We start from the raw sequence: 15,995 nt of genomic DNA on the forward strand, positions 1-15,995 counted from the left end.
GACGCGAATCAGAAATGCGCCCTTACCGGGAACTGTTACGCTCTGCTGTCGCACCGAGGACGCCATCGGTGGTGCTTACCCGAAACGAAATCAGGCGGATGAATACCGGACGATCACAGCAGTTCCAGGTCGACCTTCGCGGCATCGTCGACCTCCTGAGTCGACACATCTACTCGGGTCCTCGCGTCTTCCTGCGAGAGCTGATGCAGAACGCCTGCGACGCGATCACCGCTCGGGCAGAGTTCGAAGCGAGCACATCCCCCGCCGGGATGCCGCGGCAGTCGAGCGGCATCCGCATCACCCCGCTCAGCGACCGCAGTGACGAGTTCATCGTGCGCGACGACGGCATCGGGCTCACCGCCTCAGAGGTGACGGACCTCCTCGCGACGGTCGGCCGCAGCTCGAAGCGCGACATCTTCGACCTGCCCAGGAGCGACTTCCTGGGGCAGTTCGGCATCGGACTGCTGTCGTGCTTCATGGTGGCCGAGACGATCGTCATCCGATCGCGGAGCGCGCGCGGGGGCGACGCCGTCGAATGGCAGGGCAACGCCGACGGCACGTTCACGGTGCGGACGATTCCCGACGACCTCCCTGTCGGCACGAGCGTGCACCTGCGTCCGCGCCCGGGCCAGCGCGATCTCCTCAGCACGCCCGCGACGGTCGAGCTGGCCGAGACCTTCGGCGAGTTCCTCCCCATCGCGGTGCGCGTCGACCTTCCCGGCGGCGGCGAGCAGCTGACGACCCGCACGCCTCCCTTCCGTGCCGCCACGACCGGCATCGACGAGGCGGCGCGCTGGGCCTACGGGCGCGATCTGCTCGGCCAGGACCCGTTCGACGCGATTCCCCTGCACGTCCCGGGAACCGACACCGTCGGAACCGCGTACGTCCTCCCCTACGCTCCCCCGCCCGGCGCCCGGCAGGCCACCCGCGTCTACCTCGGCCGGATGCTGCTGAACGAGAACGCCGACGACATCCTGCCCGACTGGGCCTTCTTCGTCCGAGCTGTGATCGACTCCGCAGCGCTCAGCCCGACCGCGAGCCGAGAGGCGCTGGTCGAAGACGAGGCTCTCGAGCACACACGCCAAGAGCTCGGAGCCGCGATCCGGCGCTGGGTGCTCGACCTCGGCCTGACCGAACCGCACCGTCTCGCGCAGTTCGTCGCGGTTCACGAAGTCGCTCTCAAGTCGCTCGTGCGTCATGACGACGAGCTCGCCGCCTTCATCGTGCGATGGCTGAGTGTCGAGACCACGCACGGCCGGATGCGGGTCGGCGACCTGATCGGCCGCTTCCCCCACCTGCGATACGTCGAGACGGTCGACGAGTACCGCCAGATCGCCGGCATCGCCGACCCGCGGCAGCCGCTCGTCAACGGCGGATATCTGTTCGACGCCGAACTGGTGCGCCTGCTCCCGCTCGTGTTCGACGGCGTCACGGTCGAGCACGTCGACCTCGCTGAGGAACTCGACCGGCTCGATCCGCCCCCGCTCGACGACCGCGCCCGCGTCCTCGCACTGGAGGAGCGCGCGAGCTCCGCCCTGTCGGCTGTCGGCTGCACCGTCGCGGTGCGTTCTCTCGACGCCGCCGAGATCCCGGCGGTCTACCTCGCAGGCGCCGAAGCGCTGCGCGCGATCGACCGTGGCCGCGCCCGATCAGTGGGCAGCCCGCTGTGGGGAAGCGTCATGGACCGCATCGACGCGACCGCCGAGAAGCTGCGCCCGGCGTCGCCCGAGAGCGCGTCCGGGGGCGTTCGGCTGTGCCTGAACTGGCAGAACTCGGTCGTGCGCTCGCTCCTGGACATCCCCGACGACCTCGCCTTCGCACGCACGGTCCACCTCCTCTACGTCCAGGCGCTCCTCGCCGCGCAGCGCCCCCTCAGCGGCGACGACCGCGCGCTCATGATGGGCGCGCTCCATGCGCTCGTCGAACTCTCCGCGCGCCCTGCGTCCTGACCGCATCCCGCGCCTCGGCCCCCACGAAAGGACAGCATGACCAGCGACCGCATCCTCGAACTGTTCGAGCAGATCGACCGCACCCCGGTCGGCATCGAAGAGCGAGCCCTCATCAACGAGGCCATCGCCCTCGCCGTCGAGGCAGGCGACGAGCCCCTGGAGTACCGGGCCCGGATGCGGCTGACCTCGTCCGCCTGCATGAGCGGCGACACCGAGGCGATGCTGACCTCCTTCGCGTGGTGCCTCGGCAAGCATGACGACGACCCCGAGCGCTTCCCCGCCGACCTCGGCGACGAGACCGCCGACCTCATGTGGCAGTTCAAGTGGATGGCCGACAGCCTGGCCGCATCCCCGGCGTTCGACCGCGAACAGATCTCCGCCGTGCTCGACGACATGGAGAACCACTACCGCGCCGCCGGGCTCGGTCAGAGCGGCGTCCTCATGGCCCGCTTCGAGAACGCGTGGATGGCCGGCCGCCTCGACGAGGCCGAACAGCTTCGCACGAAGCTCGAGACGACACCCCGCGACAGCCACAGCCACTGCGAGGCGTGCGTCCGCAGCGTCGTCGCCGGCTACCTCATCGACACCGACCGCGAGGACGAGGCGATCCGCCTCGTCGAAGAGCTCGTCGAGGGCGACTTCTCGTGCGGCGAAGAGCCGGAGCACGCGCTCGCACGGTCGCTCGTTCCGTACCTGCACGCCGGCGAATACGACAAAGCCCGCCTCGCCCACCTGCGCAGCTACCGGCTCGCGAAGGACAACGCGGACAACCTCGCCATCGTCGCCGACAACATCGTGTTCTGCGCCATCACCGGCAACGAGGCACGGGCACTCTCGCTCGTCGAACGCCACCTCGACTGGCTCGCGCACGACGCGCTCGGCGTCGACGGGCATCTCTCCGCCCTCACCGCCTTCGCGATCGCCCTGGAAGCCGTCAGCGCCGCGGGTCACGCCGACACCATCGTGCGGGGCGCCGACTCCGACCGGCTCCGCGCATTCTTCGGCGACCACGACGGCCCGTGGCGCGCCGCCGAGCTGGCCGCGGTGATGCGTTCGGAGGCCGAGCGAATCGCCGGCGAATTCGATCGCCGCGACGGCACCGACGGTCACCGCCGACGCCTCGACCGGGCCTGGGCCGTCGGGCAGGAGCGCTACTCGCTCCCCCTCAGCGCCGAGCCCCTGCTCCCCCGGGTCGCCCCCGTGGCCGCACGGTCGGCCGAAGAGCTCGTCCAGCGGGCTATCGACCTCGGCGACTACGGCGCCTCCGAGGCCCTGGCTGCGGCGGATGCCGCCCTCCCCGGCGCGACCCTCGAGCAGCGCGCAAAGCTCCACTCGGCGCGCATCGCCGCTCTTGTCGCGCGCGAGGACCTCGAGGCCGCTCAAGCGGCCCTGCAGGACCGTCTCGACGCCCTCCGCGCCGCCGGTCGCGACGCGGAGGCCCGGGTCGAAGAGCGCGCCGGGCTCGCGCTCTTCGGACGCGGCACCCCCGACGACCTCGAGACTCTTCGCGCGCTCCTCGCCGACGGCGAGAGCCTGCCGCCGCGCCTGCACGCGATCGTGGAGGTCGTGCTCGGCATGGCCGTCGCCGAGAGCGACCCCGATACGGCCCGCGGCCTCTTCGACGACGCCCGCGACCGCGACGCCGCCCTGGGTGACGACGACCTGCGGCGCATCGTCACGCTCGCGCGCGCGTCGTTCCAGGGCGCCGTGGGGGCGTTCGACGAGTGCGACGCGACGATCACCGCGGCCCTCGAGGACCCCACGCTCGGGGCGGGCGCACGGGCCCGGCTGCTCGGCCTGCGCGCTCGCATGCGCGGCGGACAGGAGAGGTTCCTCGACGGCGTGGCCGACGCCGACGAGCTCTGCCGCATCCTCGTCGAGCTCGACGCGCGCAGCGTGCTCCCGGGGGCATACGTGCTCGCCGCCGCGCTGAACGAGGACGCCGGCGCTCCGGGCGAGGCAGTCGCGCGCTACCGGTTCGCCGAGCGGGCCGCGACGGAGAACGGCGACTCGGTGACCGCGGTGCAGTACCGCCTCGCCCGGGCGCTGCTCGCATCCGGTTCGGCCGACGAGGCCGCCGAGCTGCTCGTGAACGTCTACTCCGACGAGACCGACCGCGAGGAGCCCGCGGCGTCTCGCGCCCAGACGCTCATGCTGCTGGCCCGCGCCTTCGAAGACGCCGGCGAACCCGGCCGCGCGGTCGGCGCATGGGATTTCGCCGCCGAGCTGTTCGACGAGGGAGAGGCCCCGGTGGGTCGCGCCAACGCCCTCCTGTCGCACGGTCGCCTGCTGCACCGGTTCGGAGAGTTCGACGACGCCCTCGCCTCGCTCGAGACGGCGGTCGCGATCGCGCGCACCGAGCCCGACCAGGCCGGCCTGCTCGCCGAAGCGCGGCACTCGGAGGGCCAGGTTCGCGCCGCCCGCGGCGAGCAGGAGGCGCTGACGGCCCTCGACGAGGCCCGCGAGATCGCGTCCGGTCTCGGTGCCCCGTGGCTCGCCGCCGACATCACCGACTCCCGAGCCCGCGCCCTCGCGATGCTCGGGCAGGCGGACGAGGCGGTCGCCACCGCTCTGCAGGCCGCCGACGGCTTCGCCGAGGTCGGCGACGCGGGCTCTGCCGGCGCGTCCGAACTCTTCGCCGCACGCGTCCTCACGCAGCACGAGCGCGCGGCCGACGCCGTGCCGCTCTATCGGTCGGTCATGGAGCGTGCCGCGGAGATCCCGCCGCTGCTCCAGGTGGCTGCGGGCGAGCTCGGCGACGTCTATGAGGCTCTCGGCCGCCCCGCCGAGGCCGCGGAGGTCCGCTCTCTGCTCGACGCCTGAGCCCGGTCACGCCACGACCCCGATAACCCACGACGAAGGGCGCGCCGATCCGCTCGGCGCGCCCTTCGTGCTGCTCCGTGGGCTCCCGCGACGGGTCAGGCGCCGGTACGGATGAGTTTCTTGTTCACGAACTCGTCGGCGGCGAGGAGCCCGAGCTCGCGTGAGGTGCCGCTGCGCTTGACTCCGCCGAACGGCAGCCCGGCCTCGTCCGCGAGCACGAGGTTGATGTAGACCATTCCCGCGTCGATCGCATCGGCCACACGCTCAGCCTGCTCGGCATCCGTCGTGAACACGTACGACCCGAGCCCGAACGGGGTGTCGTTGGCGAGCTCGATCGCCTCGGCCTCGTCCGCGACCCGGTAGACCACGCCGACGGGACCGAAGAACTCCTCGCGGTAGGCATCCATCTCCGGGGTCACGCCGGTGAGCACCGTGCCCGGGTAGAAGGCGCCGTCGCGGCGTCCGCCGGTCACGAGGGTCGCCCCCTGCGCCACGGCTCGGTCGACCTGCTCCGCCAGCCGCTCCGCCGCCGTCAGCGACGACAGCGGCCCGAGGACCGTGTCGTCGGCGAACGGGTCGCCGACCTTCGCGTCGGCCAGCGCCGCGGCGAACTTCTCGACGAAGGCGTCGTAGAGTCCATCGACCACGATGAACCGCTTCGCTCCGTTGCACGACTGTCCCACGTTGTCGAGGCGCGCCTCGGCGGCCGCCGACACCGCGGCATCCAGATCATCGGTCGAGAGCAGGATGAACGGGTCTGACCCGCCGAGCTCGAGCGCGACCTTCTTCAGGTTGCGACCGGCGATCTCGGCGACCGCCGATCCGGCGCGCTCCGACCCGGTCACCGAGACGCCCTGCACGCGGCGGTCGGCGATCACATCGGCGGCCTGCTCGTTGCTCAGGTACAGGTTCGTGTAGACCCCGGCCGGGAAGCCCGCGTCGCGGTAGATCGCGTCGATCGCGGCGGCGGACTCGGGGCACTGCGGCGCGTGCTTGAGCAGGATGGTGTTCCCGACCGCGATGTTCGGCGCCGCGAAACGGGCCACCTGGTAGTACGGGAAGTTCCACGGCATGATTCCGAGCAGCACGCCGAGCGGGCTGCGCCGGATGACCGCGGCACCCTCCCCCTCGATCGGAATCGGGGTGTCGCCGGTGATCTCGTCGATGTGGTCGGCGTAGTACGCGGTGATGTCGGCGGCGAAATCGACCTCGCCCTCCGCCGCGGCGAGCGGCTTGCCCATCTCGCGCACGATGATGGCGGCCAGCTCGTCGCGGCGCTCGCGGTGCAGCTCGGCCACGCGGCGCAGACGCTCGGCCCGCTCAGCCGGCGCGACGACGCGCGACCACGTGCGGTAGGCCTCGTCCGCCGCGGCCAGGGCGCGCTCGACGTCCTCGTCGGTCGCGGGGTCGTACGTCGCCAGGGTCTCGCCGGTGGCGGGGTTGGTCACGGCATACGTGCTCATCGGTTCTCCTTCGTCTCGTCAGTCGGCGGGGATCAGGGTGTACTTCGTCGAGAGGTATTCGTGGATGCCCTCGAGTCCGCCCTCGCGCCCGATTCCCGACTGCTTCACACCACCGAACGGGGCCGCCGCGTTGGAGACGACCCCGACGTTCAGGCCCATCATGCCGGTCTCGAGACGATCGATCATCCGGTGGCCGCGCGCGAGATCCTGCGTGAACACGTACGACACCAGTCCGTACTCGGTGTCGTTGGCCAGGCGCACGGCCTCGTCCTCGTCGGAGAAGGTCGCGATCGCCAGGACGGGTCCGAAGATCTCCTCGCGCAGGATGTCACTGCCCGCGGCGACCTCGGTCACGACCGTGGGCTCGAAGAACGTCCCCTCCCCGTCGATGGCCGACCCGCCGGTGCGCACCGTGGCGCCCCGCGCGACGGCATCCTCGACGAGCGCGCCCGTCTTCGCGACCGCCTTCTCGTCGATGAGCGGCCCGATCTGCACGCCGTCCTCGGTACCGCGACCGATCTTCATCGCCGAGACGCGCTCGGTGAGCCGGTCGGCGAACTCGTCGGCGATCGACTCGTGCACGATGAAGCGGTTGGCCGCGGTGCAGGCCTGCCCGATGTTGCGGAACTTCGCGAGCATCGCGCCCTCCACCGCCTTGTCGAGGTCGGCGTCGTCGAACACGACGAACGGGGCGTTGCCGCCGAGCTCCATCGAGACCCGCAGCACCCCTTCCGCCGCCTGCTCGATGAGCTTGCGCCCGACCGGGGTCGAGCCGGTGAACGAGAGCTTTCGCAGCCGGGGGTCGGCGATGATGGGCGCGGCGACCTCGCTCGAGCGCGTCGCGTTGACGACGTTGACGACGCCCGCCGGGAGGCCCGCCTCCTGCAGGATCTGGACGAACAACGTCGTGGTGAGCGGCGTGAGCGCCGCGGGCTTGACCACGACGGTGCACCCGGCCGCAAGCGCCGGAGCGATCTTGCGGGTCGCCATCGCGAGCGGGAAGTTCCACGGCGTGATGAAGAACGACGGACCGACGGGACGCTGCGAGACGACCATGCGGCCGGTCCCCTCGGGGTTCAGGCCGTATCGGCCCGAGATGCGCACCGCCTCCTCGCTGAACCACCGCAGGAACTCACCGCCGTAGACGACCTCGCCGCGCGCCTCGGCGAGGGGCTTGCCCATCTCGAGCGTCATCAGCAGCGCCAGGTCCTCCTTGCGCTCCTGCACGAGGTCGAACGCGCGGCGCAGGATGTCGCTGCGCACGCGCGGCGCGGTGGCGGCCCACTCCTCCTGTGCCGCGACGGCGGCGTCGAGGGCGCGGATGCCGTCGGCGGGCGAGGCGTCGGCGATCTCGATGAGCGTGCGGCCGGTCGAGGGGTCGGTGACGGGGAAGGTCGCGCCGCCCTCGGCATCCACCCACTCGCCGCCGATGAAGAGGCCGCGTTCGATTCCCGCCAGCAGTCGTGTCTCGTTCTCGTGCGTCATCGCGCCACTCCTCTCGCGCGCCGGCTCACCGGCGCATCCTTGGTCAAAGTCTCGCCTCGGAAGAACGCGGGGCGCTTCACGGCCTGCCACACCATCACGACGACGCCGACGAGGATGACTCCCACGCCGAGGATGAACACCAAGCCGATGCCGCCGATCTGCGATCCGCTGCCGTACGCGGGATCCATCGTGTCGATGAGCGTCGTGACGAACAGCACCGCCAGGATGACGCCGCCCACGAGCGGGAAGAGGAACGTGAAGAAGACGTTCCGCACCGAGTCGAACCACTGGCGCCGGAAGTACCAGACGCAGGCGAATGCCGTCAGGCCGTAGTAGAAGCAGATCATCATGCCGAGCGCGAGGATGGTGTCCCACAGCACGTTCTCGCTGACGATACGCATGACGACGTAGAAGCCCGATGCGACGATCGCCGAGACGATCGTGGCGTAGCCGGGCGTGAAGAATCGGGGGCTCACTTTCGCGAAGCTCTCGGGGAGGGCGCCGTAGTGGCCCATCGCGAGCAGTGTGCGCGCCGGCCCGACGAAGGTCGACTGGAGCGACGACGCCGAGCTGGTGAGCACCGCGAGCGAGACGAGGAACGCCAGCGGGCCGAGGATCGGGCCCGACAGGTGGAAGAAGACGTTCTCCTGGATGTCCTCGTTGCCGAGCCCGAGCTCGCCCGTGCCGACGCCGGCGAACATGATCATCGCGATCGCGAGCAGCAGGTAGAGGGCGACGATCATGACGACCGTGATCGTCGCGGCGCGTCCCGGCGTGCGCTCGGGGTCCTTCGTCTCCTCGTTCATCGTCAATGTGACGTCCCAGCCCCAGAAGATGAAGATCGACAGCGAGAGCCCGGCGGCGAACGCACTGAACGTCGGCACCGCGAACGGGTTGAACCACGACCAGTCGAACGCCGTGGCGTCGAAGGCGTTGCCCGACACCGACTCGACGATCGCCGCGATCGCGAACAGCACGAGGACGACGACCTGGAAGGCGACGAGTCCGTACTGCAGCTTCTGCGTCGTCTGCATGTCGCGGTACGAGATGAACGTCGCCGCGGCGACGAACAGGACGCAGACGAGGACGTTGATCCAGACCACGGAGGCGAGGCCGGCGATCGACTCCTGTCCGGTGAGCTGGGCGATCAGCAGGAAGAGGAAGTCGACGGCGACCCCCGCGAGGTTCGAGAGCACGAGGATCGTGGCGGCGACGAGCCCCCAGCCGGCCATCCACCCGATCCACGGGCCGAAGGCGCGCGTCGCCCACGTGAAGCTCGTACCCGAGTCGGGCATGCGGTTGTTGAGCTCGCGGTATCCGAAGGCGACGAGCAGCATCGGGATGAAGCCGACGAGCACGATCGCCGGCACCTGAGTGCCCACGACGGATGCCGTCGGCCCGACCGCCGCGGTGAAGGTGTAGGCCGGGGCGATGCAGGAGATGCCGATGACGACTGCTCCGATGAGGCCGACCGTTCCGGCGCTCAGCCCCTTCCGGGAGATGCCGCCGGTGACGGGGTCGCCCGCGGGCACCCCCGCCTGTTCTGCTCGGGTCATGCGCTCGCTCCTTCGCGGTCGCTGCGGGTGCGGGGCACCACGATCATGGGGGCGGTGACGACGCGCAGCATGCGCGCCGCCGTGGAGCCGAGGAAGAGCCGTCGCGGCTGCGCGAGACGGCTGGAGCCGACGATGACGACCTCGCCGGCCTCCCATTCGAGGTGCGACACGGCGTCCTCGATGCCGTCGCCGGCCGCGACCACGGCGGTGACCTCGGCCTCGGCCGGAAGAGCTCCGCGGACCTCGTCCAGGACCTCCTGCGCGTGGTTCTGACCGACCGTGCGGATGGCGCCGGTGTCGAGCCCCGCGGGCAGGTCGAGGGCGACGAGCGAGAGCAGGCGCACCGGTGCCGCGGTCGCCGCGGCGAGCCGGATGGTCGCCTCGATGAGGAGCTCGGTGCCCTCGCGCTCGCCCACGGCGGCGGTCAGGCGCGTGATGCCGGTCTCGACCGGAACGCGGCGCGCGCCGCGCGGAACCAGGGCGACCGGCACGTCGGACGAGTGCACGAGCTCGGTCGTCGTCGTGCCGAGCCGGTGCCGGCCCCGATTGCCGCCGTCGGCGGCCCCGACGACGATGAGTGACGCGCCGAGCTCATCGGCCGCGTCGATGAGCCCCGCGGCGACCGACTCGCCGTAGCGGACGTGTGCGCGGTGCGACACACCCTCGGGCACCTCCGCGGCGCCCTCCCGCAGCCAGCCGGCGGCCTGCTCGCGCAGCAGCCGTTCGTAGCCCGCGTCCGGCGGGACGACCCCTGGCTTCTGGGCGGGGAGCACGAGCACGAGGTGGAGCGCGGCCCCGGATGCCGTCGCGAGGCGACTCGCGAAGGCCACGGCATCCCGCCCCGCCTTGGTCGCGGTGTATCCGACGACGATGCGGCCGCCGGACGCCGAGCGGCTCATGCGCGGTCCGCTTCGAGGATCTCGTCGGCGACGCGGTGGCCCATGCGGATCGCTCCGTCGACGTGCTGGTAGCCGAGTCCGGCGAGATCGCTGCACGCGACGTGCAGCGGTGCGACGAGCTCGAGCTGCTCAGCGCCGTAACGGGTCAGGCCGCCGAGGTCGAAGCTCGCGGCGTAGGCGCCGCGCGTCCACTCCTCGCTGCCCCAGTCGCTCTCGTAGTAGACGATCGGGTTCTTCGCCTCGGGTCCGTAGTAGTGCGAGAGCGACTCGAGGATGCGCTCGCGCCGCTCGTCCGCGGAGAGGCGGAAGAGGTCGTCCGCGTTCTGGTCGGACACGAACCCGACGAGCGTGCCCCGCTCGTCGCCGTGGTTGGTGTTGTCGTACGCCTCGTGCGACAGCTCGTACGGGCTGAAGGCGGTGCCCGACAGCCCCTGCTCGCGCCAGAACGGCCGGTCGTAGACGGCGTGCACCTTGATGACGAAGCCCATCGAGAAGTGCTGGTGCATCTGGTGCTTCAGACGCGGCAGCGGCGGCGAGAACGAGATGCGGTTGTAGAGCACCGGCGCCAGAGCGAGCACGACGTGGCGTGCCCGCACCGTGACCTCGTCGGTGCGGACGACCGCACCCGCGTCGGAGTACTCGATCGAGCGCACCGGCTGGCCCAGCAGGACGTCCTCGCCCAGCCGCTCCGCGAGGCGCAGCGGCACCTGCTGCAGACCTCCGACGACGCGCTTGTCGAGGATGAAGTCCGCATCGACCAGGTGCGAGTACGAGCCCGCCGACGCCGCCATGAGCAGCGACTGGAGCAGCGAGAAGGTGTGCGTCGGCTTGGTGAGCATCGCCGATCCCGTGGCGAAGGCGAGGTTGCGCACCGCCTCGTCGTCATCGGTCTGCTGACGCAGCCACGCGTCCCACGAGATGCGGTCCCACTCGGCCGCCTTCTCGTGCGCCCACGGCCGGTCGGGGTCGATCTCGGCGACCATCTCGTCCAGCCGCGCGGTGATCTCGTCGATGACGCGCTCGGTCTCCGGCGCCACCGGGAACATCTCGCCGCGGAAGCGCCGCGCCTGCCCGTCCGGACCGACGTACACGCTGTCGCCGTCGCGATACCGCGTGTACGTCTCGAGCCCGAGGTCGGCGAGCGTGTCGATCAGCGCGTGCTGGTCGGGCGAGACCCACTGTCCGCCGAGCTCGAGCATGGCGCCGTCGATCTCGTCGGTCCACAGGCGTCCGCCGACGCGGTCGCGCGCCTCGAGCACGACGACCGACAGCCCGGCCTTCCTCAGGTCGTTCGCGGCCGTCAGTCCGGCCGCGCCGGCTCCGACGATCGTGACGTCGCGGGTGATCTCAGTCATTTCCGACTCCTTCGTTGGCAGAACCCGTGACCGGGGCGACACTCTCCCGGTCGAGCCGACGGGCGCGCAGGTTGCGGCGCACGAGCGGCCAGAACACCAGTAGTACACCGGTGGCGATGAGACTCGTCCACACCTGCGAACGCCCCGACTCTGTCGTGAGCATGACCACCACGACGGCGGCGATCGCGACGATCAGGAAGATGTTGAGCCACGGGTGCAGCCACATCTTCAGCTTGAGCGCGGCCACCTCCTCGGGCGTCATCCGCTGACGCAGGCGCAGCTGGGTGAGGGCGATGAAGACGTACACGAAGAGCGCGACGAGGCCGGCCGAGTTCATGATGAAGTCGAAGATGCCCGACCCCGGCGTGAGGAAGTTCACGAGCGTCGCGATGAGCCCGCCGATGGTCGAGGCCAGCAGCGCCATCACGGGAACGCCGTTGCGCGAGCGCCGCGCGACGAGCTTCGGGGCGAAGCCCTTGTCGGCCAGCGCCGAGAACATCCGCGAGGCCGAGTACAGGCCCGAGTTGAGGACCGAGATGACGGCCGTGAAGATCACGAGCTGCATGATGACGTCGGCCCCGGGGATGCCGAAGCGCGACAGCGCGACCGTGAACGGCGCGTTCGCGACATCCGTCGGCGCCGGCAGCTCATCCCAGGGCACGACGGTGACGATCACGAGCACCGACCCGACGAAGAACAGCAGGATGCGCCAGATGATCGTGCTGGTCGCCTGCCGGATGCCCTTGGCGGGATCGACGGATTCGGCCGACGCCATGACGGCGATCTCGGTGCCGAAGTACGAGAAGATCACGAGGGCAACGCCGGTGAAGGCGACGCCGATGCCGTTGGGGGCGAACCCGCCGTGCTCCCACAGGTTGGGGACGGCGAAGGTCGCCTGCGGCCACAGCCCGAGGGCGAAGAGGATGCCGGCGCCGAGGAACACGACGATAGCGAGCACCTTGATGCTGGCCAGCCAGAACTCGACCTCGCCGAACGTGCGGACCGAGATGACGTTCGTGCCGACGAAGACCGCGAGCAGGATCAGCGACCAGCCCCAGGAGGGGATGACCGGGAACCAGGTGTGCATCGTCTCGCCGCCGAGCACCGCCTCGTAGGCGAGCACGCCGACCCAGAAGTACCAGTAGAGCCAGCCGACGAGATAGGCAGCCCAGTCACCGAGCCCGACGCGGGCGTACTCCATGAACGAGCCGATCGCCGGACGCGACGCCGCCATCTCGCCGAGCATGCGCATCGCGAGGAAGACCAGCAGACCGCCCAGCAGGTACGACAGGACCGCGGCCGGCCCGACCGTGCGGATGACGTTGCCGGATCCGACGAACAGGCTCGCGCCGATGATGCCGCCGAGAGTGATCATCGTGACGTGGCGCGACCGCAGCTTGTTCGAACGCGCCTTCGTCACCGCCCCGAGCCCCGCGGACGTCTCGGGCGAGACCGGGTTCTCCCAGCCGCTGGAGCTCGGGGCCGCCACGCTCAGGCCCGCCCGAGAGCCGCGGCGATGACGTCGAGACCGTCGTCGAGCAGCTCGTCGCCGATCGAGAGCGGCGGAAGGAACCGGATCACGTTGCCGTAGGTGCCGCACGTGAGGACGATGACGCCCTCCGCGATGCACGCCTTGGCGATCGCCGAGGTCAGCGCGGCGTCGGGGGCGCCGGTGGCGGGGTCGACGAACTCGGCGGCGATCATCGCGCCGAGCCCGCGCACATCCCCGATGCGGGGGTCGCTCTCGCGCATCGCGTTGAGACGAGCTGTCAGGCGCGCCCCGATCTGCTGAGCGCGCTCGATCAGGCCGTCGTTCTCAAAGGCGTCGATCGCGGCGAGGGCCGCCGCGCAGGCGACGGGGTTGCCGCCGTACGTGCCGCCCAGGCCACCGGGGTGCGAGGCGTCCATGAGGTCGGCGCGGCCGGTGACGGCCGCGAGCGGCAGGCCCGCCGCGATGCCCTTCGCCGTCGTGATCAGGTCGGGGACGATGCCGAAGTGCTCGCTCGCGAACATCGCACCGGTGCGGGCGAAGCCGGTCTGGACTTCGTCGGCGATGAACACGACGCCGTTCTCGCGGCACCAGTCGGCGACCGCCGGCAGGAACCCGTCGGCGGGGACGATGAACCCGCCCTCGCCCTGGATGGGCTCGATGATGACGGCGGCGAGGTTGTCGGCTCCGATCTGCTTCTCGATCTGCGAGATCGCGCGGGCCGCGGCATCCGGGCCCGACAGTCCGTCGCGGAACGGATACGACAGCGGCGCACGGTAGACCTCGGGGGCGAAGGGCCCGAATCCGCTCTTGTAGGGCATCGACTTCGCGGTGAGCGCCATCGTGAGGTTCGTGCGGCCGTGGTAGCCGTGGTCGAAGGCGACGACCGCCTGACGGCCGGTCGCCTTGCGTGCGATCTTCACGGCGTTCTCGACCGCTTCGGCGCCCGAGTTGAACAGCGCGGTCTTCTTCTCGTGGTCGCCGGGGGTGAGCCGGTTGAGGGCTTCGGCGACGGCGACGTACGACTCGTACGGCGAGATCATGAAGCAGGTGTGGGTGAACTGCGCGACCTGCGCCTGCACAGCGGCGACGACGGCGGGATGCGCGTTGCCGACCGAGGTCACGGCGATGCCCGAGCCGAGGTCGATGAGCGAGTTCCCGTCGGCGTCGACGATGACTCCGCCACCCGCGGCGACGGCATGGATCGGCGCGGTGTGGCCGACACCGGCCGGGACGGCGGCTGCCTTGCGTGCCAGCAGCTCCTCGGAGCGGGGTCCGGGGATCGCGGTGACGACACGGCGCTCCTGCGGGAGGGTCGGGCCGCCGAGGGGGATGGTCGGCGTCGAGGTCGTGGTGCTCATTCCGCGACAGTAAGACGCGCATCGCGCAACCCGCATTCACCGGGTTGTACAGTGATGCCACCTCTTATCGCCAGCACGTACAGGATCCGATGCCCGCCGCCGCTCCCCCGTCACCGACGATCCGCGCCCTGCTGGCCCGGCGTGAACTCGATCTGCGCCTCGCGACGCCTGCCGACGACGCCAACCTCGACGCGCCGGTGCGCTGGGTGCACAGCTCCGATCTTGCCGACCCCACCCCCTTCCTCTCGGAGGACGTCGTCCTGCTCACGACGGGCACCCAGTTCGCCGGGGACTCCGATGCGGATGCGGAGGCGGAGGCCTACGTCGGCCGCCTGCGGGCGCGCGGTGTCCGCGGGCTCGGCTTCGGCACGGAGGTGGTCCGCGACGGCATCCCCGATTCCCTCCGGCTCGCCTGCACCACGGCAGGCATGCCGCTGTTCGAGGTGCCGTATCGGACCCCGTTCATCGCCGTCGCCCGAGCCGCCGCGGAAGCCATCGCCGCGCAGGCGTACGCTCGGCGCAGCTGGGCGCTCGACGCGCAGCGCGCCCTCGCGATCGCCGCCCTGCGGCCCGACGGGTTCGACGCGACGCTGGCCGAGCTCGCGCGCCAGCTCGGCGCGTGGGTCGGCCTCTACGACGCCTCGGGAACGCTGACGCACGAGCACTCCTCCGCCCGGTCCGCGGTCGACGGCGAACTGCGCCGGGCCATCGGGGCAGAGGCTGCGGCGCTGCTGCGACGGGGAGGGGGAACTGGCGCGGCGATGCGGTTGGCGGGCTATCCGGTGACGCTGCAGACGCTCGGCTCGGGGGGTCAGCGCGGGGTCCTCGTCACTGCCGGCGCCGAACTCGACCAGGACGCCCGCGCCGTCGTCACCGCCGTCGTCGCGACGACGGGCCTCGCTCTCGAGCAGCGCCGGATGACCGCGGGCGCGTGGAGCGGGCTGCGCGCTGCGCTCGTCGACCTCCTCGCCGACGGGCACCTCGCCCTCGCACGGAAGGTGGCGACCGATGCCTGGGGCGGCTTCCCCGCCGCGCCCTACGTCGTCGCGGTGGCGGATGCGCACGCGCCGACCGGCGCGCGCGAAGTGCTCGACAATCACGCCGCAGGCGGCCGGCTGTTCTACGGTCGCGACGAGGACGGCGTGCTCCTCATCGTCGGGACGAACGAACGGCACCTGCTCGACGAGATCGCCGCGCGGCTGTCGTGGCGGCTCGGGACCGCGGCGGCCACGACCGACGACGACGTGACGGCGGCCCGCGACCGGGCCCGGCTCGCGCGCGACCGCGGGCGTCCGGGTGCCGTCACCGATGTCGTCGATGCTCCAGGCGACCTGCTCGACGATCTCGCGACGGCGCCCGCTCGCGCCCGCGCCGGAGCCGAGCTCACCCCGCTACGCACCCACGATGCACGTCACGGCACGGCGCTCGAGGCGACGCTCGTCGCCTGGCTCGACCACGACGGCGCTCACGAGTCGACGGCGCGCGCCCTCGGCGTGCATCGACACACCGTCCGCACGCGCATCGCCCTGGCCCAGCGCCTGCTCGGCCGCGACCTGTCGAGCTTCGCCGACCGCGCCGCCGTCTGGACGGCCCTCCGCCTCTCCCCCTGACCCCG

At 71.2% G+C, this 15,995-nt stretch carries 10 protein-coding genes; 3 read left to right on the forward strand and 7 right to left on the reverse strand.

Annotated features, from left to right (window positions below):
- The first annotated feature begins 98 nt into the window (after window positions 1-98).
- Both ABIC53_RS08760 and ABIC53_RS08765 read left to right on the forward strand, forming a co-directional pair.
- Window positions 99-1,949 carry an HSP90 family protein gene (locus ABIC53_RS08760; protein ID WP_274178530.1) on the forward strand — a complete coding sequence of 617 codons (1,851 nt, stop codon included), beginning with the start codon at window positions 99-101 and terminating at the stop codon, window positions 1,947-1,949.
- A 36-nt stretch (window positions 1,950-1,985) separates the two neighbouring features.
- Complete coding sequence (locus tag ABIC53_RS08765; RefSeq protein ID WP_354451144.1) at window positions 1,986-4,772, forward strand: tetratricopeptide repeat protein; 2,787 nt, start codon at window positions 1,986-1,988, stop codon at window positions 4,770-4,772.
- A 95-nt stretch (window positions 4,773-4,867) separates the two neighbouring features.
- On the opposite strand, the gene ABIC53_RS08770 is transcribed toward ABIC53_RS08765, so the two are convergent.
- The 7 genes from ABIC53_RS08770 to gabT are packed head-to-tail and all read right to left on the reverse strand — an operon-like array spanning window position 4,868 to window position 14,380.
- A complete protein-coding gene (locus tag ABIC53_RS08770) occupies window positions 4,868-6,235 on the reverse strand; it encodes an NAD-dependent succinate-semialdehyde dehydrogenase (protein ID WP_354451146.1) in 1,368 nt (455 codons plus the stop codon).
- Between the two features lie 18 nt (window positions 6,236-6,253).
- Window positions 6,254-7,720, reverse strand: a complete 1,467-nt coding sequence (locus ABIC53_RS08775; RefSeq protein WP_274178527.1) for an NAD-dependent succinate-semialdehyde dehydrogenase — start codon at window positions 7,718-7,720, stop codon at window positions 6,254-6,256.
- Window positions 7,717-9,276, reverse strand: coding sequence for an APC family permease (locus ABIC53_RS08780; RefSeq protein ID WP_354451149.1), 1,560 nt, complete (start codon window positions 9,274-9,276; stop codon window positions 7,717-7,719). Before ABIC53_RS08780 ends, ABIC53_RS08775 begins: the two co-directional genes overlap by 4 nt.
- The gene (locus ABIC53_RS08785) at window positions 9,273-10,175 is read right to left on the reverse strand and encodes a universal stress protein (RefSeq protein ID WP_354451150.1); all 903 of its coding nucleotides are present in this window, start codon (window positions 10,173-10,175) and stop codon (window positions 9,273-9,275) included. Before ABIC53_RS08785 ends, ABIC53_RS08780 begins: the two co-directional genes overlap by 4 nt.
- Window positions 10,172-11,530 (reverse strand): flavin monoamine oxidase family protein, encoded by a 1,359-nt coding sequence (locus tag ABIC53_RS08790; protein ID WP_354451152.1) that lies wholly within the window; start codon window positions 11,528-11,530, stop codon window positions 10,172-10,174. Before ABIC53_RS08790 ends, ABIC53_RS08785 begins: the two co-directional genes overlap by 4 nt.
- Window positions 11,523-13,019 (reverse strand): amino acid permease, encoded by a 1,497-nt coding sequence (locus tag ABIC53_RS08795; protein WP_354451154.1) that lies wholly within the window; start codon window positions 13,017-13,019, stop codon window positions 11,523-11,525. Before ABIC53_RS08795 ends, ABIC53_RS08790 begins: the two co-directional genes overlap by 8 nt.
- A 2-nt stretch (window positions 13,020-13,021) precedes the next feature.
- Entirely contained in the window at window positions 13,022-14,380 is a 1,359-nt protein-coding gene (gene gabT, locus ABIC53_RS08800; protein WP_282502182.1) for a 4-aminobutyrate--2-oxoglutarate transaminase, read from the reverse strand.
- A gap of 89 nt (window positions 14,381-14,469) precedes the next feature.
- Here gabT and ABIC53_RS08805 point away from each other — a divergent pair, with 89 nt between their 5' ends.
- Window positions 14,470-15,990 carry a PucR family transcriptional regulator gene (locus tag ABIC53_RS08805; protein ID WP_354451155.1) on the forward strand — a complete coding sequence of 507 codons (1,521 nt, stop codon included), beginning with the start codon at window positions 14,470-14,472 and terminating at the stop codon, window positions 15,988-15,990.
- Window positions 15,991-15,995 lie beyond the last annotated feature (5 nt).

This window comes from Microbacterium sp. 1262, from assembly GCF_040544895.1.
Taxonomy (GTDB): Bacteria; Actinomycetota; Actinomycetes; order Actinomycetales; family Microbacteriaceae; genus Microbacterium; species Microbacterium plantarum.

Excerpts from the sequence above, each read along its gene's own strand:
- ABIC53_RS08785 (WP_354451150.1), bottom strand. The coding sequence starts at position 10,175 with ATGAGCCGCTCGGCGTCCGGCGGCCGCATCGTCGTCGGATACACCGCG.
- ABIC53_RS08805 (WP_354451155.1), top strand. The coding sequence starts at position 14,470 with ATGCCCGCCGCCGCTCCCCCGTCACCGACGATCCGCGCCCTGCTGGCC.
- ABIC53_RS08765 (WP_354451144.1), top strand. The coding sequence starts at position 1,986 with ATGACCAGCGACCGCATCCTCGAACTGTTCGAGCAGATCGACCGCACC.
- ABIC53_RS08770 (WP_354451146.1), bottom strand. The coding sequence starts at position 6,235 with ATGAGCACGTATGCCGTGACCAACCCCGCCACCGGCGAGACCCTGGCG.
- ABIC53_RS08790 (WP_354451152.1), bottom strand. The coding sequence starts at position 11,530 with ATGACTGAGATCACCCGCGACGTCACGATCGTCGGAGCCGGCGCGGCC.
- ABIC53_RS08775 (WP_274178527.1), bottom strand. The coding sequence starts at position 7,720 with ATGACGCACGAGAACGAGACACGACTGCTGGCGGGAATCGAACGCGGC.
- ABIC53_RS08780 (WP_354451149.1), bottom strand. The coding sequence starts at position 9,276 with ATGACCCGAGCAGAACAGGCGGGGGTGCCCGCGGGCGACCCCGTCACC.
- ABIC53_RS08760 (WP_274178530.1), top strand. The coding sequence starts at position 99 with ATGAATACCGGACGATCACAGCAGTTCCAGGTCGACCTTCGCGGCATC.
- gabT (WP_282502182.1), bottom strand. The coding sequence starts at position 14,380 with ATGAGCACCACGACCTCGACGCCGACCATCCCCCTCGGCGGCCCGACC.